The organism is Brevibacterium sp. ZH18 (assembly GCF_022748595.1).
Classification (GTDB): domain Bacteria; phylum Actinomycetota; class Actinomycetes; order Actinomycetales; family Brevibacteriaceae; genus Brevibacterium.
Map to the genome: position 1 here is coordinate 1 of NZ_JALDSX010000013.1, position 20,339 is coordinate 20,339.

At 64.3% G+C, this 20,339-nt stretch carries 17 protein-coding genes and 1 riboswitch; of the genes, 5 read left to right on the forward strand and 12 right to left on the reverse strand.

The window, feature by feature from the left end; all coding sequences use genetic code 11:
* Window positions 1-51 precede the first annotated feature (51 nt).
* The 3 genes from MPN20_RS07045 to MPN20_RS07055 form a co-directional block, all read right to left on the reverse strand.
* Complete coding sequence (locus MPN20_RS07045) at window positions 52-612, reverse strand: DUF805 domain-containing protein (protein WP_242780792.1); 561 nt, start codon at window positions 610-612, stop codon at window positions 52-54.
* 289 nt (window positions 613-901) lie between these two features.
* Complete coding sequence (locus tag MPN20_RS07050; protein ID WP_242780793.1) at window positions 902-2,212, reverse strand: MFS transporter; 1,311 nt, start codon at window positions 2,210-2,212, stop codon at window positions 902-904.
* Between the two features lie 104 nt (window positions 2,213-2,316).
* Entirely contained in the window at window positions 2,317-2,793 is a 477-nt protein-coding gene (locus MPN20_RS07055) for a MarR family transcriptional regulator (RefSeq protein ID WP_242780794.1), read from the reverse strand.
* A 134-nt stretch (window positions 2,794-2,927) separates the two neighbouring features.
* A riboswitch (FMN riboswitch) is annotated at window positions 2,928-3,056 on the forward strand.
* Between the two features lie 112 nt (window positions 3,057-3,168).
* Here MPN20_RS07055 and ribD point away from each other — a divergent pair.
* The 4 genes from ribD to ribH all read left to right on the forward strand — a co-directional run bounded on the left by ribD (window position 3,169) and on the right by ribH (window position 7,120).
* A complete protein-coding gene (ribD, locus tag MPN20_RS07060) occupies window positions 3,169-4,215 on the forward strand; it encodes a bifunctional diaminohydroxyphosphoribosylaminopyrimidine deaminase/5-amino-6-(5-phosphoribosylamino)uracil reductase RibD (RefSeq protein ID WP_242780795.1) in 1,047 nt (348 codons plus the stop codon).
* A gap of 106 nt (window positions 4,216-4,321) precedes the next feature.
* Complete coding sequence (locus MPN20_RS07065; protein WP_242780796.1) at window positions 4,322-5,098, forward strand: riboflavin synthase; 777 nt, start codon at window positions 4,322-4,324, stop codon at window positions 5,096-5,098.
* Window positions 5,091-6,503, forward strand: coding sequence for a GTP cyclohydrolase II (gene ribA, locus MPN20_RS07070; protein WP_242780797.1), 1,413 nt, complete (start codon window positions 5,091-5,093; stop codon window positions 6,501-6,503). Before MPN20_RS07065 ends, ribA begins: the two co-directional genes overlap by 8 nt.
* A 146-nt stretch (window positions 6,504-6,649) precedes the next feature.
* A complete protein-coding gene (gene ribH, locus MPN20_RS07075; RefSeq protein ID WP_242780798.1) occupies window positions 6,650-7,120 on the forward strand; it encodes a 6,7-dimethyl-8-ribityllumazine synthase in 471 nt (156 codons plus the stop codon).
* A gap of 74 nt (window positions 7,121-7,194) precedes the next feature.
* Here ribH and poxB read toward each other — a convergent pair whose 3' ends face one another.
* The 7 genes from poxB to MPN20_RS07110 form a co-directional block, all read right to left on the reverse strand.
* Entirely contained in the window at window positions 7,195-8,910 is a 1,716-nt protein-coding gene (gene poxB / locus MPN20_RS07080; protein WP_242780799.1) for a ubiquinone-dependent pyruvate dehydrogenase, read from the reverse strand.
* Window positions 8,911-9,067: 157 nt separating this feature from the next.
* Complete coding sequence (locus MPN20_RS07085) at window positions 9,068-10,231, reverse strand: MFS transporter (RefSeq protein WP_242780800.1); 1,164 nt, start codon at window positions 10,229-10,231, stop codon at window positions 9,068-9,070.
* Window positions 10,228-11,532: a Wadjet anti-phage system protein JetD domain-containing protein gene (locus MPN20_RS07090; RefSeq protein ID WP_242780801.1), complete on the reverse strand. Its 1,305-nt coding sequence runs from the start codon at window positions 11,530-11,532 to the stop codon at window positions 10,228-10,230. The genes MPN20_RS07085 and MPN20_RS07090 overlap by 4 nt, the downstream gene beginning before the upstream one ends.
* 72 nt (window positions 11,533-11,604) lie before the next feature.
* Window positions 11,605-15,069, reverse strand: coding sequence for an ATP-binding protein (locus MPN20_RS07095; RefSeq protein ID WP_242780802.1), 3,465 nt, complete (start codon window positions 15,067-15,069; stop codon window positions 11,605-11,607).
* Window positions 15,066-15,812 carry a DUF4194 domain-containing protein gene (locus tag MPN20_RS07100; RefSeq protein WP_242780803.1) on the reverse strand — a complete coding sequence of 249 codons (747 nt, stop codon included), beginning with the start codon at window positions 15,810-15,812 and terminating at the stop codon, window positions 15,066-15,068. Before MPN20_RS07100 ends, MPN20_RS07095 begins: the two co-directional genes overlap by 4 nt.
* Complete coding sequence (locus MPN20_RS07105; RefSeq protein ID WP_242780804.1) at window positions 15,809-17,272, reverse strand: DUF3375 domain-containing protein; 1,464 nt, start codon at window positions 17,270-17,272, stop codon at window positions 15,809-15,811. The genes MPN20_RS07100 and MPN20_RS07105 overlap by 4 nt, the downstream gene beginning before the upstream one ends.
* A gap of 45 nt (window positions 17,273-17,317) precedes the next feature.
* Complete coding sequence (locus MPN20_RS07110) at window positions 17,318-17,728, reverse strand: MmcQ/YjbR family DNA-binding protein (RefSeq protein WP_242780805.1); 411 nt, start codon at window positions 17,726-17,728, stop codon at window positions 17,318-17,320.
* A 49-nt stretch (window positions 17,729-17,777) separates the two neighbouring features.
* On the opposite strand from MPN20_RS07110, the gene MPN20_RS07115 reads away from it, so the two are divergent.
* A complete protein-coding gene (locus MPN20_RS07115; RefSeq protein WP_242780806.1) occupies window positions 17,778-18,779 on the forward strand; it encodes an asparaginase domain-containing protein in 1,002 nt (333 codons plus the stop codon).
* 71 nt (window positions 18,780-18,850) lie between these two features.
* Here MPN20_RS07115 and MPN20_RS07120 read toward each other — a convergent pair whose 3' ends face one another.
* Window positions 18,851-19,168, reverse strand: coding sequence for a substrate-binding domain-containing protein (locus tag MPN20_RS07120; protein ID WP_347566806.1), 318 nt, complete (start codon window positions 19,166-19,168; stop codon window positions 18,851-18,853).
* A gap of 107 nt (window positions 19,169-19,275) precedes the next feature.
* Window positions 19,276-20,298, reverse strand: coding sequence for an NADP-dependent oxidoreductase (locus MPN20_RS07125; protein ID WP_242780807.1), 1,023 nt, complete (start codon window positions 20,296-20,298; stop codon window positions 19,276-19,278).
* Window positions 20,299-20,339: the final 41 nt, after the last annotated feature.

Below are 20,339 nucleotides of genomic sequence, written 5' to 3' on the forward strand. Positions count from 1 at the left end.
CCGCCTGCTGATGATCAGCAGGCGGCAGCTCCAGAGCGATACGCGTCGAACTCAGACGTCGAAGCGCTGGCCCTCAGGCTTCGAGGGCAGGAGCGTCAGAACAAGCAGGATGATCGAACCGACCGTCGGGATGAAGGTGAGGAAGAAGAACGGTCCGGCGAAATTCCCGTCGTGCAGACGACGCCACGTGAGTGCCAGTGTCGGCACAATCATGGCGAGCCCGAGGAGGCCCATGAGAACGGTGCCGATCAGTCCTACGATCGAACCTGCGCCTGAACTCGCAGCCTGCATTGCAGCTGGATCATAGGGATCGGCTGCGGCCGCGGAACCTGCCGACATCGCCACGCCGACGATGATCAGCACAAGTGGAATGAGCTGGATCAGGAAGCCGAACAGCGCCACCCACCAGTACTCGCTGCGCGATGCGCGGCCCGAGAACGTAGCGTACTTCTTGAAGTAGCGCTTGACGGCCTGGCCGAAAGACGCACCGTAGAGAGGAAGCGAGAGATCCTCAGGGCTGGCTGCTCCACGGATCTGAGCACCGTAGCCAGGGGTAGCTGGACCATTGGCACCGGGGCCTGCGGGATAAGCGTTGTTCACGTCGTAGGACATGGTGACCTTCGTGTTAGGGAGAATATTCGTCTTCGCACCGAAGTGCAATACCAATTGTGCTACACAATCCCTGTGAATCCCTCATCCATCACGTTCCAGATCTGGAACGTCGGATGAATACGTGGTATGCGCCACAATCTCCACCGACGAGCCCCCTCCCCTTGCTCAACCCTGACCCCTCCCCTTGCTCAACTCTCACCCCCAGGACATGAACGACGCCCGAGAAGTTCGACTTCTCGGGCGCCAAACAGAGCTCGCCTCAGATGAGGTACTCCAACCCTCGTTCAGGTCAGGCGTCGCCCCCGGTCAGGGCGTACGCCTCGTCGACGGGCGCTTCGTCGATGTGACCGTCGACCCGGCGCAGAGCCTTCCACCCAAGGGCGATGACGACGACCGCCAGGAGCACCACACCTGCACCGAAGAAGTACGGTGCACCGGCACTGATCGATTCGGAGACCGAACCGGCGACGATCGGAGCCACGGCGCCGCCGATGAAGCGCACGCCTGAATACGTTCCCGAGGCAACGGGACGAGGCAGGTCACTGACTTCCATCGCCGACTCGGTGAAGACGGTGTTGAGTACACCCAAGATCAGTCCGGCCGCAATGACGCAGACGATGATTCCCACGAACGACTCGACGAGGAACGCCATCACGAACAGCAGAACTGCCAGTGCGATCAAGGTGATGACCAGGCTGCGGCGCCGACCCAGGCGCTTGGTCAGGAGCGGCGCGCCGAACACCGAGGTGATCGCTACGCACATGCCCCAGCCGAAGAACACATAGCCGAGACCCATGGCGCCGAAGTTCTCGATGCCCATCTTCTCAGCAGCCGCCTCGACGGGGAACGGGCTGTAGGCCAGCAGAATGAAGAAGCCGAAATTGTACAGCAGAGCGGAGACGCCCAGGACAGCAACACCGGGACGAGCCAGCGCACGGAAAGTCGCGCTGAGCTTGATCGGCTCGGGCGAGGTGTGCACACCGCTGCCGGAGTTCTTTCCGGGCAGAAGGATCACGATGGCGATGAATCCGATGGCCATGAGGACAGCGGTGCCGAAGAAGGGCCCACGCCATGAGATGCCGCCGAGCAGACCGCCCAGCAGTGGGCCGGTCGCGATACCGACGCCCAGAGCCGCCTCATAGAGGATGATCGCCTTCTCAGCACCGCCCGAAGCGGCACCGACGATCGTCGACAGAGCCGTGGAGATGAACAGCGCATTGCCCAGACCCCACCCAGCACGGAAGCCGATGATCTGATCGACGCTGCCGGAGAGGCCGGCCATGGCGGAGAACGCAACGATGAGGATGAGCCCGATGAGCAGGGTGGTCTTCGCACCGATGCGCGAGGACACGAAGCTGGTGAAGAACATCATGCCGCCTGTGATGAACAGGTAGCTGGTGAATAGCAGCATCGACTGCGCCGGCGACGCGTGGAGATCCGCGGAGATCGCAGGCAGAATCGGGTCAACCAAACCGATGCCCATGAATGCGATGACCGCGGCGAATGCCACTGCCCAGACTGCTCGTGGTTGACGCAGAATAGATGCTTCCGCGTTGCCTCCCTCTGGAGGCTGTGTTTCATTATCTGGTGTCGTGCTCATTGCTGTGCCTTCGCACCCTTTCGTCGAAATTTCGTCATTGCTGTGTTCATGTGGCGTCGTCGGTCAGAGCGCTCCGGCCGGCGACAAAACGTGCCGCGGCAGCGTCAGTTGGTGGGGCTCTCGTCTTCAGGGGCCTCGTCGACATCCACCGGATGCTGCTCCTGCAGATATTGGGCGACCAGACCGAGCGCCCGGTGGACACTGACCCGCTCATCGGCCGACAGCGACTCGAAGTACGGCTCCATCTGGCCGATCATGATCCCGCGGTTCTCAGCGAGCTTCGCCCGCCCCGCATCGGTCAGCGAGAACTGGGATGCACGCCTGTCGGTCGCGCTGGCCTCACGAACGACCAGTCCCTCACCCTCAAGCCGAGCGAGCAGTTTGGTCGCTGCCGGCTGCGAGCACAGGTAGCCCTGCGCGAAATGCCCCACGCGAACAGGCTGATACTGCTCGACGACAGCGAGCGCACGCAGCGTGACCAGCTGACTCTCGTTGCCGATCACACGCCGAAAGGCTCTGGCCAGGCGCGAGGAGACCACAACGAGCCCCGACACGATCTCGGCCGAATCAACATCATCCATAACTAAGTTATATACCTTGATTATATAAGTACGCAAGCGCTCTCGAATCGGATGCGTTGTGCGGCAAGGCACCTGCGTTTCTCATGTGACGGACGTCATGGTCGCCTCGGCGAAGGGCGTGCTAATCTGTGGTCAACGTGTTCCGGGGACGGTGAAAATCCGTACCGGCGGTGATAGTCCGCGAGCCGACTGCATTCGTGCAGGTGGTTGACTCGGTGAAATTCCGAGACCGACAGTAAGAGTCTGGATGGGAGGAACATGGCGGCCACGGTCGCCGTGATTCAGTGCATTCACTGCACTGGCATCGGCGTTCGCCCGCCCTGATAGTTGCACCCGCAATATCCTCCCTCCCGGCATCTGCTCGGGAGGTTTTTCATGGACGCGGGTTTCACAGAGCTCGAATCCACCGCGATGTCAGCTACGCTGAACGCTGCACGCGAAGGTTACCGCGGAGCAAATCCGCTGGTGGGTGCCGCAATCCTGACTCACGATGGTCAGATCGTCGTCGGCCATCATGCCGGAGCCGGCAGCCCCCACGCCGAGGTGGATGCCATCACCACGGCCATCGACCGCAACGTCGACCTCGCCACCTCCACCCTGCTCGTGACCTTGGAACCCTGCGCCCACCGCGGCCGGACCGGTCCGTGCACTCAGGCGATCATCGACGCAGGCATCCCCGATGTCGTGTTCGCACTCTCGGATTCCAACGGCGTCGCCTCGGGCGGCGAATATATCCTCGCCGAGGCGGGGGTTCGGGTCCGCTCGGGACTGGGCCGCGGTGAGTCCCTGGCCCTCAACGCTCGGTGGCGCGCCGCCGTCGACGCTGGCCGTCCGTTCGTGACCGCAAAGTTTGCGCAGAGCCTCGACGGCAAGGTCGCCGCTGCGGACGGGACCAGCCAATGGATCACCTCGGCGGCCTCACGCGAGCATGCCCACTTGGTGCGATCACGCGTCGACGCGATTCTCGTCGGCACCGGCACCGCTCTGGCCGACGACCCTCGGCTCAACGCCCGAGGCCCCGACGGCGAACCCCTCGAGACACAGCCGGTACCGGTCGTCCTCGGCATGACATCTCTGCCACCGGAGTCGTTCCTCGCGCTCAATCCCGACACCATGCACCTGCGTACCCATGACGTCGGCGCAGCACTGTCCGAGCTCTACGCTCGCGGAGTGCGCCACGTTCTCGTCGAAGGCGGACCGAGCGTGCTCGGCGCCGTCTTCGCGGCCGACCTCGTCGATGAGGTCTTCTGCTATCAGGCCCCGATGCTCATCGGCCCCGGCCGCTCGAGTGTGGAGGGTCTGGGCATGTCAACCCTGAGCGAGGCGATTTCGCTGGTCCCCGACGAGACCGGCGAGCCTGCCGTCTCCCAACTGGGACCCGATGTGCTGCTGCATTTCGTCACCGAGGCGGGGCCGGGATGAGCGCCGGAACGGCCGACTGCGGACTCATCGCTCACATCACTCCATCAGCCACGACACCAGAGCCACCATCAGCACCAGAACCAGCACCAGCACCAGCGGAGGGCACATGTTCACCGGAATCATCGAAGAGCTCGGCACCGTCGAGTCCATCGAGCGTAAGGATGACTCAGCCGTCATCACCATCGACGCGAAGGACCTCGTCGCGGACCTCGGACTCGGCGGTTCACTAGCCGTCAACGGCATCTGCCTGACCTCGATCCGGGAGACAGCAGGATCTGCCGGCACGGTCGGCGCTCCCGCCGCCGTCGGGACCCTTGCCTCCGGGGCCTCTGCGCCCGAGGTTGGGACCACAGGCGGTCGTGGACTCTTCACTGCCGAAGTCATGGGCGAGACCCTCCGGCTGACCGGCCTCGGGGCCCTGCGTACCGGCGATCGAGTCAACCTGGAGCGCTGCACACCCGCCGGCGGCCGCCTCGACGGACACGTCGTCCAAGGACATGTCGACGGCTGCGGCGAACTGCTGACCAGGGACGACCACGACGAATGGTCAACGTTGCGGATCGGCATCCCCAACCGCCTCGCACCCTACACCGCGGTCAAGGGCTCCATCGCCCTCAACGGAGTGTCCCTGACTCTGACCGCCGTATCCGAGCCCGACGAACCCAGCGCCTGGGTCGAGGTCGGGCTCATCCCAGCCACATTGACTCACACGACGTTCGGCGACATCTCCCCCGGCGACCCGGTGAACGTCGAGGTCGATGTGCTCGCGAAGTACACGGCCCGACTGCTCTCCTTCCGAAACTCCGACGCCAGCCCCGAGCCGGCGGTCATCTTCAACTCATCTGCTGACAACAGCCCCCGACAAGGAGCCGACAATGCCTGAAACCACACCGACGACTGCTCGGCTCGACACGATCGACGAGGCGGTCGCAGCCTTCGCTGCGGGTCAGCCTATCGTCGTCGTCGATGACGAGGACCGGGAGAACGAGGGCGACCTCATCATGGCCGCAGAGTTCGCCGGCGCGGACACCATGGGTGTCTTCGTCCGCTACACGTCCGGAGTCATCTGCGCTCCGATGGAGGCTGACCGCGCCGAGGCGCTCAAGCTCCCACCCATGGTCTCGGCGAACGAGGACCCCAAGGGCACCGCCTACACGATCAGCTGCGACGCTGTCGGCGTGACCACAGGCATCAGCGCCGCCGAACGTGCGCTAACCGGTCGCGTCCTGGCCGCCTCTGTTCCAGATCCTGCATCGATCACGCGCCCGGGACACGTCTTCCCGCTCATCGCGAAGTCCGGTGGAGTCCGTGAACGTCCCGGGCACACCGAGGCGGGCGTCGAATTCGCCCGACTCGCCGGTGCCCAGCCGGTCGCGATGATCGGCGAAGTGGTCCATGACGATGGTTCGATGATGCGCTTCGATTCCCTCCGCGACTTCTCCGATGCGCATGAGCTCGTCATGGTCTCAATCGAGCAGCTCATCGACTACCTCAATGAGATCGATCGTGGCAGCCGTACGGAGCCGAGTACTCGGCTGACAGATAACGAGGAAGCTCGGTCCACTCCGATCGAAGCGTCGGCGGATGCCGCCGCACAGGCATCGGCCGAAGTGCCGCTGCCGACGAAGTACGGGAGCTTCACTTCCCGTGCATTCACGATCGACGGCCACGACCACCTCGGCGTGTTCTCCGAGGTGGGTGGTGGCGAGGGCTCGAGTCACACACCGGCTCCGCTGGTTCGAGTGCATTCCGAGTGCCTGACCGGGGACGTCTTTGGCTCACATCGGTGCGACTGCGGCGAACAGCTGGAGCTGGCGCTGAAGCGGATTTCCGACGAGGGCGGAGCAGTCATCTACCTGACCGGGCATGAAGGCCGGGGCATCGGCCTGAGCAACAAACTGCGCGCCTACGCATTGCAGGATCTGGGACTCGACACCGTCGACGCGAACCTCCAGCTCGGCTTCCACGACGATGACCGCGACTACCGCGCGGCCGCAGAGATCCTGACATCGGTCGGGATGACTCAGATCCGGCTGATGACGAACAACCCGGAGAAGGTTCACGCGCTCGAAGCTCTGGGAATCACGATCGAGGCCGTCATCCCACTCGAGATCCCGGCACGTCCGGAGAACACGAACTACCTCAACACCAAGCGCGAACGCATGCACCACACGCTCACGTTGCCCTCGGTCACCGGCGCTGCTGCGAACGAAGGCCGAGCGGCCGAATTCGTCGGCGGCCACGATGCCCCTGATTCGATACCGGAGGACGCGCACGGCGCTGCCTGATATCGGACGGTCTTGAAATTGTCGCCCCGTCGCGCAACACATCTGACCAGCAGCGGGTTGCCCGGCGACGGACTGCCTGGCAGCACAGAACACCCACTGACGCAGCACCCATAGCTGACGCAGCATCACTACGAGAGGACATACTCATGGCACATGTCGGAGCACCCGATCTCAGCGTTTCCGCGGCCGGAACCCGAGTCGCCATCATCGCCGCATCCTGGCACACCCAGATCATGGACGGGCTAGTCGCCGGAGCCCAGCGAGCCGCAGATGAAGCAGAAGCAGACGCCACCCTGATGCGCGTCCCGGGCAGCTTCGAGCTCCCCGTGGCCGCCGCTCGATTGGCACCGCACTTCGACGCGGTCGTGGCGCTCGGCGTCGTCGTCCGCGGTGGCACCCCGCACTTCGACTACGTGTGCCAGGCCGCCACCGACGGTCTGAACCGAGTCGCAATCGATACCCGCAAACCTGTCGGCTTCGGCGTGCTGACCTGCGACAACGAGCAGCAGGGACTCGACCGCGCTGGGCTCGAGGGCTCGCAGGAGGACAAAGGGCACGAAGCGATGACTGCGGCGCTGGTCACCGCGCAGGCACTGGCGGACTACCCCATTTCATAAGCGAAAAGCAGCCGCCGTCCGACGAGCAGAAACCCGTCGGACGGCGGCCGATGCTTTGAGGCAGTCGCTCAACCTCAGAACAGCTGGCGGATGTTCGTGCGTGCCAAGTCGACGAGTTCATCGCCCTTGCCGGAAAGAACCGTGCGAACTGCGTAGAGGGCGAAGCCCTTGGCCTGCTCTGCAGTGATCGTCGGCGGCATCGACAGCTCCTGGCGCTCGGTGACGACATCGAGGACTGCAGGTCCGTCGTGGGCGAGGAACTCACGCACGACCTTCGGCAGGTCCCTCGACTTCTCGACGCGGAATCCCTTGATCCCCACCGCCTCGGCGATGGTGGAGAAGTCGGGGTTCACCAGGTCAGTTCCGAAGGTGACGAAGCCAGCTGCCTTCATCTCCAGCTCCACGAAGTTCAGCGAGGAGTTGTTGTAGACGACGGCCTTTGCCGGCAGCTTGTTCTGCTTCAGGGTGATGAGTTCGCCCAGCATCATGGCCAGTCCACCGTCGCCGGCCATGGCGATGACCTGCCGATCCGGGTGAGAGGCCTGCACACCGACGCTCTGCGAAAGAGCGTTGGCCATCGACCCGTGACTGAAGGAACCGATGAGTCGGCGCTTGCCGTTCATGGTCAGATACCTCGCGGCCCACACGACCGGTGAGCCGACATCCGGGATGAACACAGCGTCGTCATCGGCCATCTCGTCGAGGAGTCGGGTCAGGTACTGCGGGTGGATCGTCCGCTTCGACGGGGTTGCAAGCTCATCGAGATCCTTGCGAGTCTTCGCATAATGCTTGGTCATCGTCTTCAAGTGGGCGCTGCTGCGGCCTGGCTTGATCAGAGGCAGCAGTGCATCGACAGTGTCCGCCACCGTGCCCACGAGCCCGATGTCGACCTTCGTGCGACGACCGATCTGAGAACCGCGGACATCGGCCTGGATGACCGTTGCATCCTCAGGGTAGAACTGCTGGTAGGGCAGGTCGGTGCCGAGCATGAGCAGAGTGTCACAGCCCTTGAGCGCGTGATAGCCCGAGGAGAATCCGAGCAGACCGGTCATGCCCACGTCGTACGGATTGTCGTACTCGATGAATTCCTTGCCGCGCAGCGAATGCACGATCGGGGCCTGAAGCTTATCGGCGATGGCGATGAGCTCGTCGTGAGCTCCCTCGGTGCCGGCGCCCGCGAGGATCGTGACCTTCTTACTCTGGTTGAGCGCCTTCGCGGCGGCTTCGACCTGGGATTCGGCGGGGATCACGCGCGGCGCATAGGACCGGACCACCTCGGCGGCGGCATCGATCTCAGCCAAACCGACGTCACCGGGGATGACGAGAACAGCGACGCCGCGCTTCTCGACGGCCTCGCGCATGGCGATGCGCAGCAGGCGCGGCATCTGCTCCTTGGTGGCGACGTGTTCGACGTAGACGCTGCATTCGCGGAACAGCTCCGTCGGGTGGGTCTCCTGGAAGTAGTTCGAGCCGATCTCATCGCTGGGGATGTGAGCGGCGATCGCGAGCACCGGCACCCGGGAGCGCTGGGCGTCGTAGAGTCCGTTGATGAGGTGGAGGTTTCCGGGTCCGCAGCTGCCTGCGCAGACGGCGAGCTCACCGGTCAGTGCGGCCTCACCGCTGGCGGCGAAGGATGCCGCCTCTTCGTGGCGGACATGGACCCATTCGAGCTGAGGATTGACGCGCAGTGCGTCGGTGAAGCCGTTGAGCGAATCTCCCGGGATCCCGTAGACCCGCTTGACTCCGCTCGCCACGAGCGTATCGACGATGTTTCTGGCGACGGTGGGCATAGAATTCCTTCCGTTGAAACACGAGGAGAATGCAGGGCACAGGTATGTGCCACGTTTTCAGTCTAGACCCGGGCTCGACCGTCCGGCGGTGTGAAAACGGCGACACCGCAGCGCCTCGGGAAATGCAGAACGGATGTCTCTCATGTCGCATCACACCTCACGTCTTCGCCGACAGCACCGTCGCCCCGGAGAGCAGGACGGCCATGACGATCGCCATCATCGGGTAGCCGCCGACGATTCCGGCCAGCGCCGGGCCGGCAACCGGGGCCAAAGCAGTGCCAGCGGTGATGGGAGCGACGAATACTCCGTTGATCGCACCGAAGTTCGCCGTTCCCCAGCGGTCTGCCACGGCCGTCGCCTGCAGCAGCGTGATGCACCCGCGGACACCGCCGGTGATCATCGCGATGCCGATGAGCAGCCAGATCGGACCCGATACGAAGGCAAGCAGCCACAGCCCGATCGCACCGGCTCCGAGCAGCAGCACGGTCCGAGTCCGCGAACTCGTGCCCCGTTCAAGGGCCGGATAGAAGAATCGACCTGCAACCTGCCCGAAGCCGACGAGACCCAGGGCGATCGCAGCGAGCGAGTACTCGGCTCCACGCTCGATGATGAGCGGAATGATGTTGATCGTGACCGCAAAGAGGGTGAACGTCGCCAGCGCGACGGCAATCTGGAGGATGATGAACTTCGGCGACCGGGTGATGCTACGGAGCTCGGCACGCGAAGGGACCGCCGAGTTCTGCGACATCTCATCGGTCCACCCGCGGTTGAGGAAGAACCAGTGCATGGGCAGCGCCGTCGCAGCCAGGATGCCGGCCAGGATGACATAGGTCGGTCGCCAGCCCCACGTGTCGATGAGCCAGGCGATGATCGGGGCGAACACCGTCGAGGCGAGGCCGCCGACCAAGGTGATGGTCGTCAGCGGTTTGGTTCGCTCGGCCCCGTACCAGCGGGTGACGACGGCGAAGGCCGGTGGATAGAGAGTGGCGGCCTGGGCGAATCCGGCCAGCACCCACGCGAGGAAGAAGACGACGAGGTTCGGTGCTGCCGCCACGAGCAGCAGCGCCGCGATGCCGATGAGAGTGCCGATGCTCATGAGCATTCTGGGCCCGTGCGCGTCGAGCAGCTTCCCGACCCGGACTCCGGCGAGCGCGGAGACGATGAGACCGACGGACAGCGCCGCAGTCACCGTGGTGTGGCTCCACCCCATATCCGCCGAGATCGGCGTCACCGCTACCGGCAGCGAATAGTAGAGCAGACCCCAGCTGGCCAGCTCGGCGATGCACATAGCAGCCAGTCCCCCGCGCGGACGGTCGGTCACCCGTGCCAACTGTCGGGATTCGTCGGCTCCCCCGCCGAGGCTGTCGTTGCCTTTCGTACCGAATCGCTCAGTGCGGCCAGCGCCGTTGTCCAGGGGATGCGCTCCTGCTCGAGTCGAACGTTGCCTTCAGCCCGGATCCTCGCCAACGCCCGTTCCTCGGCACCGGTCAAGTGGGCGAATGTCCCGGTATGAGGCTTCGGCTCAGTGACCCACAGGTCTTCGTGGCCGACCAGGGTCGCCTCATCCATAAGCACTGATTCGACACTTGGCAGGTGCGCCCGCAGACGGGCCAGAATCGCGAAGCCGTGCGAGTCGAGGTCACCCCAGTAGACCACCCGCGCATCATGGATCCACCTGAGACGGGCCACAATGTCGACCGAGTACCCCGATCCGTGCACGGCGACGGCACTGGCCCACGTCGGCATCGCGAGGACCGATTCGAGATTCTCGAAGACGAATACAAAGTCCGGTCTGATCGCCAGATCGCTCACCTGGCTCACCGGCGCAGTGATGTCCCTTAGACTGCCGGCGCCCCACCCTGCCGGCAGGAGTTCCGGGTCGAGGATGCGAATCCTCGCGCGGCGTTCGGTGCCGAGTATGTCGACCGCTTCAGGGTGACCTACTGCTGCCAGCAGCGCTGTGACCAGCGACCGGTACGTCTCGAACCATTTCGAATCGACACCGCGGATCGGCAGCTGTCGCGGTCGCATTGATCCCACAGGGTGCTCCCGCAGCCATTCGGTGACGTCGACGAGGGTCTCGAACTCGTCCTCGCTGAGTCCCTGGATTCGTTTGGCATGAGCCCTGATCGCCGAGGCGACCGTGTCCCTATCGCCGAACCGTGACCTCAGCGTCTCGGATCGTCTGCGCAGTTGACGCCACTGCCGGGCCTCATCACCGCCGACGAAGTTCGCCACGACCTCCGGCGTGTGCAACCTCAGGCGCAACGGAATCTGCTGCTTCCCGACTCGCGCCCACGAACGTTCGGCCCAATCGATGGCTGGGCAGTTGAGCGTTTGCCGGTCAGCTGCGGCTGCAGGGCCGTATCCGACGGCAGGCGGCGCGATGGTGCGCCAACTGGAGGCCCAGTCCGCGGCCGCCTCCTGGTCGGCGAGCACCTGCTTCTCCGTGGGCGGATGGAGCGCAATCTCGACCGCTGCCGAGGTGGGACCGGGCTCGGTCTCCCCCGGATCTGTCGTAATCGGCTCAGTGAACACGACACCCGTCGCCCACGCAGCCAACGACGATTTCAGGCGGGTACGAGCCTTCGCTCGCGCCTCGGCGACGGTGAGCATCGTCATCGCAATCTCGCCTGAGCACTCGCCTGAGCAGTCATCGCAACTCCACCACGTCAGTCATGGAACCCCGCCCGGTCACTCATCGTCACCGGTGCCCTTCTGATCAGCGGCACTGTCGGCCTCCTCGTCGGAGCTGCCGGAGGCGGCAGTCTCGACGGCCTCGGCGCCGGCCGTGCCGCCGTCTTCGGTCTCCCACACCATCGTCGCAGCGACAGTCTTCTGGCGGCTGGGATTCTCGATTGAGGTGGCTGCGCCGACATAGGGTTCGATGGTCTGCAGCAGTTTCTGCGGAGTCGCGAGGACCATGTGGAAGCCGAACTCGATGAAGATGTCGAGCGCCATCCGCGTGTACCGGGTGTCGGCTTTATCGAAGGCCTCGTCGAGGATGATCGTGCCGTACTTCGATATCGCCTCGTCCGGATCAGCCAGCTGATAGCGCAGAGCCGCCGCGAGACAGAAGATCACGAGTTTCTGCTGCTGGCCACCAGACATCGCCGCACCCGAATCATAGGTCGCATGCGCCCGACCATGATCGTCGATCTCCTCAGCCAGGAAGGACACGTGCAGCCTCGTATCGAGGCACTGGTTCTTCCACACCTTGTCGACGTGCTCGCTCGAGGAGAACCTGCGCATCACCTCGGCAAGGGTGCCGTACTTCTCCTCCGCGGTCTCCATGTCCTCCTCGCCCCAGCTGCCGCCGGCGACCTTTCGCAGATCGGCGATGAAGACGTTGACGGTCTCAGACCGGCGGGTCTTGACCTTGAGCCGGAGGTAGCGGTCCTCGTCGAACTGGGACCGCAGCAGCGAGGAGTTGATCGGCGCGACCCTGTCCTCGATCTCCCGTGGGGCCGCGTGGATCTCGTTGAGGAGTTCGCCGATGAGATCGCGCGAACGCTGCCGCAGCAGATCCCGGAACCGATCCTCATGATCGGGTAGACCGTGGGCCAGGATTTCGTCAAGCATCGCGATGAAGTCGCGCCGATCAGCGACATCGGCTGTGAGGTCGGAAGCGACCGACGACCAGGCAGCCTTGAACTCCGCAGCCAACCGGGTCACCGCCTGACCCGACTCGCTCGATGCCGACTGGGCACGATCCTTCTCAGCTTGCAGTGCCTGCGAAACCTGCTGACCGATCTCCGGCAGGGACTCGCGTGTGATGCTGCGTTGGACCTTGCGGAACCGGGACTCGAGCTGTTCGGCGATGCCCGGCTCCACCTCGGCGATGCGGCCTGCAGCTACGTCGTCCTCGAGGCGGGTGACGCTGGCGCGCAAGGCGGTGATCACCTCGTTCGCGCGGCGCAGCGCATAGTCGGATTCACGAGCGGTCGCCTCGGCGGACTCCTTCACCGCACGCGCTTCGCGTTCAGCACCGATCGCCTGCTGCAGGTCACCGTCAGCATCCTCGAGTTCGCGCAGCGACTTCTCGAGGTTCGCGATCTTCTCCTGCGCGCCTTCGCGATCGACGTCGCGCCAGGACTGCTCGCGTATGCCGGCGAGGATGCCCTTGCGTCGGTGGGCTCGTGCGGATTCTGCGGTCGCCGTTTCGACGACCGACTGGGCTTCGGCCAATTCCGACTGCGCAACTTTGAGAGCGTCGATGAGGGCTTCGAGTTTGTTCTCCCGATTACCGAGGACCCACTGGCTGCGATCGTCGATGCGGCGCCTGTCGTCCTTCTCATACCGAGTTCGGGATGTCTTGATCTGCCCCTTGAGCGTGACAGCCCGCGGATGGTCGTCGAGTTCGTCGGGGGCCTCGACACAGGCGAAGTCAAAGCGTTCGGACAGGGTAGAGCGCACCCAGTCTCCGAAGCCCGATTCGGCCACGTTGACCTTGTTGACCAGCGACTTCTCGCTGTTGACGGGTCGCGGCTTCGCCGGCTGGGCGGGGATCTCCTCGAAGACCAATCGGCCCTTGATCCGGTGGGCGTCGGCCCAGGAGCGCACGGTGCTGAGATTCTCGCTGCGCACGAGGACTGTCAGCGCCAACGGCCGCAGGACGCGTTCGATGGCCCCGGTCCACTCAGCATGCGCAGGGTCGACCTCGATGAGCTCGGCGGCGAATGGCAGTGCCTTCTCACTCAGCCCAATGCCTTCGGCCAGCTCGCTGCGGATCTGGAGAAGGTTGCCCGGAACCGTCGATCCCGAGCGGCGCAGGGAATCGATCTCGGCTTCGAGTTCCCGCACGTGTTGGCGGGCTTTCGAGAACCGATCGTGATCGGCATGGCTGGGCCCGGAGTCCTTGGTCTCGTCGTCGAGTGTCGCCGCGATCTGGGCTTGGAGTTCGGCGAATTCCGCCGCCGAGGCGGGGGCGTGCTCCACGCCTGCCTGCTCGAGCTGTCGTTCGAGGCTGGCCCACCGGTCCGCGACCGCTCGACGTTCAGTTTCCGCAGTGCCGATGCGCTGCTGCAGGTGTTCGGCCTCCGAGCCGCCGAGTTCCAGCGTCGCCCGGCGAGCGAGATCGTATTCGTCGACCGCTACGTCGAAGTCCTTCTTCGCTCGGTCGGCGGCGACTTCGAGTTCGACCAGCTGACGACTCTGCGTTGACACGTCAGAGCGCAGAAGGTCGAGTTCACGCCGTTTCTGGAAGGGCAGCAGGGCATCGTTGAGAGCGATGGCCTTCGCCGCGGACTCGTGCGCCGAGTCGTACCGGTTCGACGCTTCACGCAGCTGCAGGAGGTGGTCGCGCTGACGCCGCAGTTCGACGACGTGGTCGTGGGCGTCCTTGAGGTCGCCGAACTGGCTGACGGCAGTTTCGGCGAGATCGAAGGTCACCGGTGGTTCGAGCATGTGATCACGGAAGAGTCGATCGAGGCTGTCGAGGCTCTTGGCCGACTGCGTCTTGTGCAGCAGCTGGAGTGCCGATTCGCTGGCCATGCCGAAGACTTTGCGCATCCGGGCGTAGAACTTGCCATGAGCACCGTTCGAGGTGATCAGAGCCTCGGGATGGTCAGCTTTGAGCTTGCGTGTCTCAAGCCCGGTGAGCGCGTACTGCTGCAGGTCGGCGAGGTCGAGGCCAGCTCGTTCGAGGACACAGACGTCGCTGAGGTCGGTGGTCCTCGTGCCCGAGCCTTTGACGAAGAAGAGCCTGGCCAGCGACAGTGGGCGGTCGGTGCCGTTGTCGTAGCGCAGGATGATGCCGCTCCAGGTGGCACGCGGGCGCAGGTATTTGCTCACGACCCGGTCCTCGTCGGAATCCGTCGTCCGGGTCCACGCTCCACGGACGTAGCTGACGAGGCTGCGTTGGTCGACTCGGCTGCCGGCAGTCTGCGCGGCGACGTTGAATCGCAGCCACTTGTCCGGAGTCAGGACTGCGGCGATGCCGTCGAGAAGTGAGGACTTGCCCGAACCGGAGGGACCGGTGATGAGGTGGCCTTTGTGGGAGATCGGGATGCGGTGGATGTCGGCATCGAAGGTGCCCCAGTTCGCGATCTGAATCTCCGAGAGACGCCACTGACTGCCGACGTCGGGACGGTTCGCACCGCGGGCACGAGCCTGATCCGCGATCAGCGCGGCATCGAGAGGGAAGAGCGCCTCGGTCATGCCTCGTCCTCCTTAGAGTTGTCGGTGCCGGAATCGTCGGTGCCGGAATCGTCGGTGTTGTCGGTGCCGTCGGTGTTGTCGGTGCCGAGCTCAGCCTCGGCGATGGAGCCCTTCGCCTCCCCAGAGGCGATGCGTTCGTAGACGTCGATGAGCTCGCGCACCTGGTCTTCGTCGATGAGGAACCGGACCATCGGGGAGATCTCAAAGCGGTCCTCGCCTGCGCTGTGGAGCACACGCAGACGGTTGCTCATCCGATTCCACGCGCCGTTGAGGTTGCGCTGGAAGGTCGATTCGTCACCGGTGCGATAGATCGCGAGTCGTTCGTAGACCTCCTCGCGATCGATGATCACGCGCCGTTCACCGGGGGCGGCCAGGAGCAGCTGTCGGAGGACGAGGAGCATCGCCGTGTCAAGGAAGGTCAGGCGTTCGCTGCGGACGGCGGCGGGGACGTCGATCTCATCGGTGACGACCTTGCGGGTGAACGCGAATTCGTCGACCTTGTCGATGACGAGGTCGAGGAAGAGGTCGTGCAGGCGTGAGCGCACGATCGATTCGTCGGCGACGAGAGCCGCCCACAGCTGAGGACTCTGGCCGCCGGAAACGTACGGGCCCTTGAGCAGTTCGAGCATGACACGGCGAGTGCGCTCCCCCAGCGAACCGGTGTCACCAGCCCAGAGCCCGCTGGCGTTGTAGCCGGTGTCCGCGGAGTCGAGAGCGGTGGTCATGTCGGCGGAGTCGGTCATAGTGTGATGCCTTCGGTGAAGTAGTGACGGCGGATCGTGGCGCTGCGGCCGATCCCGTCGATTCCGGACCAGACGAGGCGGTCGCGGGAGTCGGGATCCACCTTGCCATAGGTGCTGGCCAGGGACAGGAGGCCGACGACGCTCGCCAGACCCTGCGTGGCGGGGAACTGGTCGAGCACCTCGGCGACGGAGACCTGATCGGTCCCGGCCATGGCGTCGTTGACGTTCTCGGTCAGTTCGGAGAAGTCGATCTCGGACTCACGGGCGACGGCGATGAGCTCCGCGAAATCGACCTCGGTCTCGCTGGCCTCACCGAGTTCGGCTCCCGCATCGAATTCGGCTGGATCGTGGAGGACGACCTCGCCGACGCTGCCCAGCGCGATACTCGAGAGTTCGAGTTCCACACCGAGGTCGTCGTAGGGTCTGCGGACCCGCGCGACGGGTGCCGCGGCTGCCAGAGCATCCTGGATGAGGGTGCGCATGACGCGGTCGCGTTGGAATTCATGGGAGTGGACGTAGCGACGCAGGCCGCGCGCGAATTCGGAGAGGATGTCCGAGACCTCGCGCGATCCGTCCTTCATCTGCCGCATCAGGGTGCGCAGGGACCGGCGGGTCTCAGGCGTCAGGGTCGCGGAGAAGTCGCGGTCGAGGATGGCCGCGATGTCCTCGTCGAAGGTCGCTGACTGCTCCGGATCACGCACGAGTGCTGAGAAGGCAGAGAACGTCCGGCCTTCGTCGGAGGATTCGATGAGGTCGACGCCGCGGAAGACTTCGTCGAGGACTTGAGACTGTGAATCCTCGGCAGCGAGGATCGAAATCCGCAGTTCTTGGTTGAGGTCTTCGAAGCGGGCACGCACACGGGCGAAGTCGGCGGGCAGACCCTGCGCCTGTTGGAGGATGTCGCCGACGCGTTCGTTGGCTCGGCGTCGGTCGAGGACGAGTGATCGCGGGTCGCCCCGGCGAACGCGGGCAATCTCCGCGTCGATGCGATCACGTTCGGCACGCAGGGAGGCCAACCGCCGGGAGCTGTCCGGATCGGTGTCGATGGCCAGCTGCCGCACGGACTGGGCGAGGCTGACCAGGCGTGATTCGGTCGCGGTCTGAGGCGGGGTGCGCAGCTGTTCGAGCATGCGGATGGCGTCGAATCCGGCTGCCGAGAGCTCGTAGGTCTCCCCTCGCGCCGAGGTGGCCGGTCGACGAACAAGGATCTCCGCCCGGCGCCAGTCGTCACAGTAGGCCTTCGCCGTGCGAGCGGACAGGTCGAAGTGATCGCGCAGCTCTTCAAGGTCCGAATCAATCGATTCGTGCAGGTCGTCCGTGGACACCCTGGTACCGGGCTTACCCAGGTGAGCACCCAGGGTCGCGGCCATGACCGGGAGGTGGTCTGCCCGCAGCATGCGCAGAGTGGCATTCGTTTCGAGCAGTCGCTTATAGGCGAGCGCTGAGCTGAGGGCTGACATGAACTCTATTCTCTGCGCCAGCGGTCCCTGTTGCCAATTTCCGGGTCAGTCGTCGGATCGACCTCCGAACGTCGCAGGGTCGACGGGGCGGTCGCGCTTGGGCATCTTCGCGACGACCAGGCAGTAGGACTCGAGGACGAGGTCGTGGAGAAGCTCCGCGTCGAGGGTATTGCCCGCAGTATTTTCGTCACCCGCTCCGCTCACCGTGATCCAGTGCAGCTTGTTCATGTGATAGCCGGGGGTGATCTCGTCGTAGGCGTCGCGCAGGACCTCGCTGTCGAGCGGGTCGATCTTGAGGTTGAGGCTCGGGGCTCCCCGCAGCTCAAAATGCATCATGAACATTTTGTCCCGGACCTTGTACACCGCGTACTCATGCCCGAAGGGATAGCTGATCTCGACAGACGGGTACTGGATCGCCTGCTCGTGGGCGAGAGTGAGCACCGTGTCGGGATCCATGATTGGAGACTAGCAAAAGGCCATGACACGGGCCGATAGAATCGTGACTATGTCTGAGACCTCCCCACATCTTGTATTTGCCGCACTCGGCGGAACCATTGCATCGACTGCCGACGGCAACGGCGGAGTCACCCCCGCTCTGAGCGGGGCTGAGATCGCAGCAGCCGCTGGACTCAATGAGGTCTGGCCTGATCTGCAGGCCGACTTCACTCAGGTCGCTCAGGTCTCGAGCGCGAACGTCACCCTGGAGATGCTCCTCGACGTCGTCGAACTCGCCCGCACCACGGAAGCTGACGGCATTGTCCTCACTCAGGGCACCGACACTCTCGAGGAGAGCGCCTTCGGCCTCTGGCTCCTCAACGATTCGGGTGTTCATATCGCTGCCACCGGAGCCATGCGCAACCCCACCCTGCCCGGCGCCGACGGTCCGGCAAATGTTCGCTCCGCTGCATTGACCGCACTGTCACCCCAGGCCACAGGGCTGCCGTCGACTCTGGTCTTCAACGACGAAATCCATGATCCGCGCTTCGTCCGCAAGTCTCACGTGTCGTCGACTGCCGCGTTCTCATCCGGCCCCGTCCTCGGCGCGATCGGCTGGATCAGCGAGGACACGGTCCGGCTTCCCCACGCTCCAGCTTCTGCGATTGGTGGCAGCACCTCCCCGTTCGCAGGTCGTCCCCGTCCGGAGTCGTTGGCCAAGGTCGCCCTCGCCGAGGTGGGGATGGGCGAACCCGAGGAAACGCTGACTCAGATCATCGGCTCAGGGTTCACCGGTGCGGTGATCGCGGGAGTCGGCGGCGGGCATGTTCCCGAGCATCTGGTGCCGACGGTGACCCGCCTCGGCGAGGCTATGCCCGTCGTCCTGGCCTCACGCCCCGGCTCCGGTGCGAGCTTGACCAGCACGTACGGCTACCCCGGCGGTGAGATCGGACTGCTCGAGTCCGGTCTCATCCCGGCTGGGATCCTCGACGCACGCAAGGCGCGGATCGTACTGACCTTGGCTCTGAGCTTCGGTCTTGACCCCGCCGAGGTGTTCGCGGCGTTTGCATGAGCACCATTCTCACGTGAGCTTCAGACGTCGAACTGGATGCGCGAGCGCTTCGCCGAAGGCAGTTCGCAGTTTCACACTGTCCGTGTCGACTGCCGAACAATGAGCTCAGGGGTGAATTTCTCATCCCGATGAGACTGCGCCCCCGATTCGTTCTCCGCCAGCAATGACTCGACTGCGGTGCGTCCTAGCAAATCCGCCGGCTGCCGCACTGATGTCAGCGGAACGATCGTCGAGAACGCGTAGTCAATATCGTCGTAGCCGATGATCGCCAGATCCTCCGGCACCCGCAGGCCAGTGAACATGATGACGGCCTGCATGAAACCCACGGCCAGCAAGTCGTTGGCGCAGAACACCGCGTCCGGGCGCTGAACTGGTCGAGGCGGCTGCACGTCGGCGCTGACATCGCGCGCTCAGCAACCCTTCTGTCACGGAGCAACCCGTCGTGGGGTAGCTGGGTGACAGAAGGGTTGCTGAAGTGAAGCTGAAGGCGAAGCGCTCAGCTCTGTGCGCCGACGGCCACGACCATCTTGCCGAAGTTGCGACCGGCGAGCAGATCGTTGAAGTACTCGGGAGCCTTGTCCAGGCCCGGACGGATGTCCTCGCGGTAGCGAACCTTTCCTTCCTTGACCCATCCGCTCATGTCGGACAGGAAAGCCTCGTGGTGCTTCTCGACGAACTCGGTCTGGATGAAGCCGCGAACGTTGAGTGAGCGGCTCAGAATGTTGCCCATGAGCGCACCCGAACGGTCCGGGCCTTCAGGCAGCTCGGTGAGGTTGTAGTTAGCGACGAGTCCACAGACGGGCACGCGTGCGTAGGTGTTCAGGCGTGGCAGCACTGCCTTGAACACGTCTCCGCCGACGTTCTCGAAGTAGACGTCGATGCCCTGTGGCACCGATTCTTTGAGTTCGTTCTTGAGGTTACCCGTCCGGTGGTCGAGCGCGACGTCGAAGCCGAGCTCCTTCAGGTGGCCGACCTTCTCGGGTCCACCGGCGATGCCGACGGCCTTCGCGCCCTTGATCTTCGCGATCTGACCGACGACGGAGCCGACGGGACCGGTTGCCGCAGCGACTGCCACGGTCTCGCCGGGCTGCGGACGGCCGATCTCCAAGAGACCTGCATAGGCGGTGAAGCCCGGCATGCCCAGCACACCAAGAGCGGTGCTGACTGGGGCGACCTCCGGATCGATGCGGCGCAGGTGCGCGGCCTTCTCGACGGAGAACTCCTGCCATCCGCCGTAGCCGAGGACAGTGTCGCCGGTGGAGAAGTCAGACGAGTTCGACTCGACGACCTCGGAGACCGTGGCACCGACCATGACATCGCCGACCTCGACCGGCTTCGCATAGGACTTCGCATCGGACATCCGACCACGCATGTACGGATCGAGTGAGAGGTACAGAGTCCGGAGCAGAACCTCACCGTCCTGCGGTGTCTGAACCGGAGCTTCCTCGAGGAGGTAGTTCTCAGCTGTGGGCTCTCCCACGGGGCGGGAATTGAGGAGGATCCTGTGGTTGGTCGTCATCGAGATGCTTCCTTTCTTCGACGCCGCGCACTGTCTGTGCA

What these genes read in the sequence shown, in the direction of transcription:
- MPN20_RS07050 (WP_242780793.1), bottom strand. Translation starts at nt 2,212, where the DNA reads ATGAGCACGACACCAGATAATGAAACACAGCCTCCAGAGGGAGGCAAC.
- MPN20_RS07115 (WP_242780806.1), top strand. Translation starts at nt 17,778, where the DNA reads ATGTCTGAGACCTCCCCACATCTTGTATTTGCCGCACTCGGCGGAACC.
- ribA (WP_242780797.1), top strand. Translation starts at nt 5,091, where the DNA reads ATGCCTGAAACCACACCGACGACTGCTCGGCTCGACACGATCGACGAG.
- ribH (WP_242780798.1), top strand. Translation starts at nt 6,650, where the DNA reads ATGGCACATGTCGGAGCACCCGATCTCAGCGTTTCCGCGGCCGGAACC.
- MPN20_RS07045 (WP_242780792.1), bottom strand. Translation starts at nt 612, where the DNA reads ATGTCCTACGACGTGAACAACGCTTATCCCGCAGGCCCCGGTGCCAAT.
- MPN20_RS07090 (WP_242780801.1), bottom strand. Translation starts at nt 11,532, where the DNA reads ATGACGATGCTCACCGTCGCCGAGGCGCGAGCGAAGGCTCGTACCCGC.
- MPN20_RS07110 (WP_242780805.1), bottom strand. Translation starts at nt 17,728, where the DNA reads ATGGATCCCGACACGGTGCTCACTCTCGCCCACGAGCAGGCGATCCAG.
- MPN20_RS07105 (WP_242780804.1), bottom strand. Translation starts at nt 17,272, where the DNA reads ATGTCAGCCCTCAGCTCAGCGCTCGCCTATAAGCGACTGCTCGAAACG.
- MPN20_RS07095 (WP_242780802.1), bottom strand. Translation starts at nt 15,069, where the DNA reads ATGACCGAGGCGCTCTTCCCTCTCGATGCCGCGCTGATCGCGGATCAG.
- MPN20_RS07065 (WP_242780796.1), top strand. Translation starts at nt 4,322, where the DNA reads ATGTTCACCGGAATCATCGAAGAGCTCGGCACCGTCGAGTCCATCGAG.
- MPN20_RS07125 (WP_242780807.1), bottom strand. Translation starts at nt 20,298, where the DNA reads ATGACGACCAACCACAGGATCCTCCTCAATTCCCGCCCCGTGGGAGAG.
- MPN20_RS07055 (WP_242780794.1), bottom strand. Translation starts at nt 2,793, where the DNA reads ATGGATGATGTTGATTCGGCCGAGATCGTGTCGGGGCTCGTTGTGGTC.
- poxB (WP_242780799.1), bottom strand. Translation starts at nt 8,910, where the DNA reads ATGCCCACCGTCGCCAGAAACATCGTCGATACGCTCGTGGCGAGCGGA.
- ribD (WP_242780795.1), top strand. Translation starts at nt 3,169, where the DNA reads ATGGACGCGGGTTTCACAGAGCTCGAATCCACCGCGATGTCAGCTACG.
- MPN20_RS07100 (WP_242780803.1), bottom strand. Translation starts at nt 15,812, where the DNA reads ATGACCGACTCCGCCGACATGACCACCGCTCTCGACTCCGCGGACACC.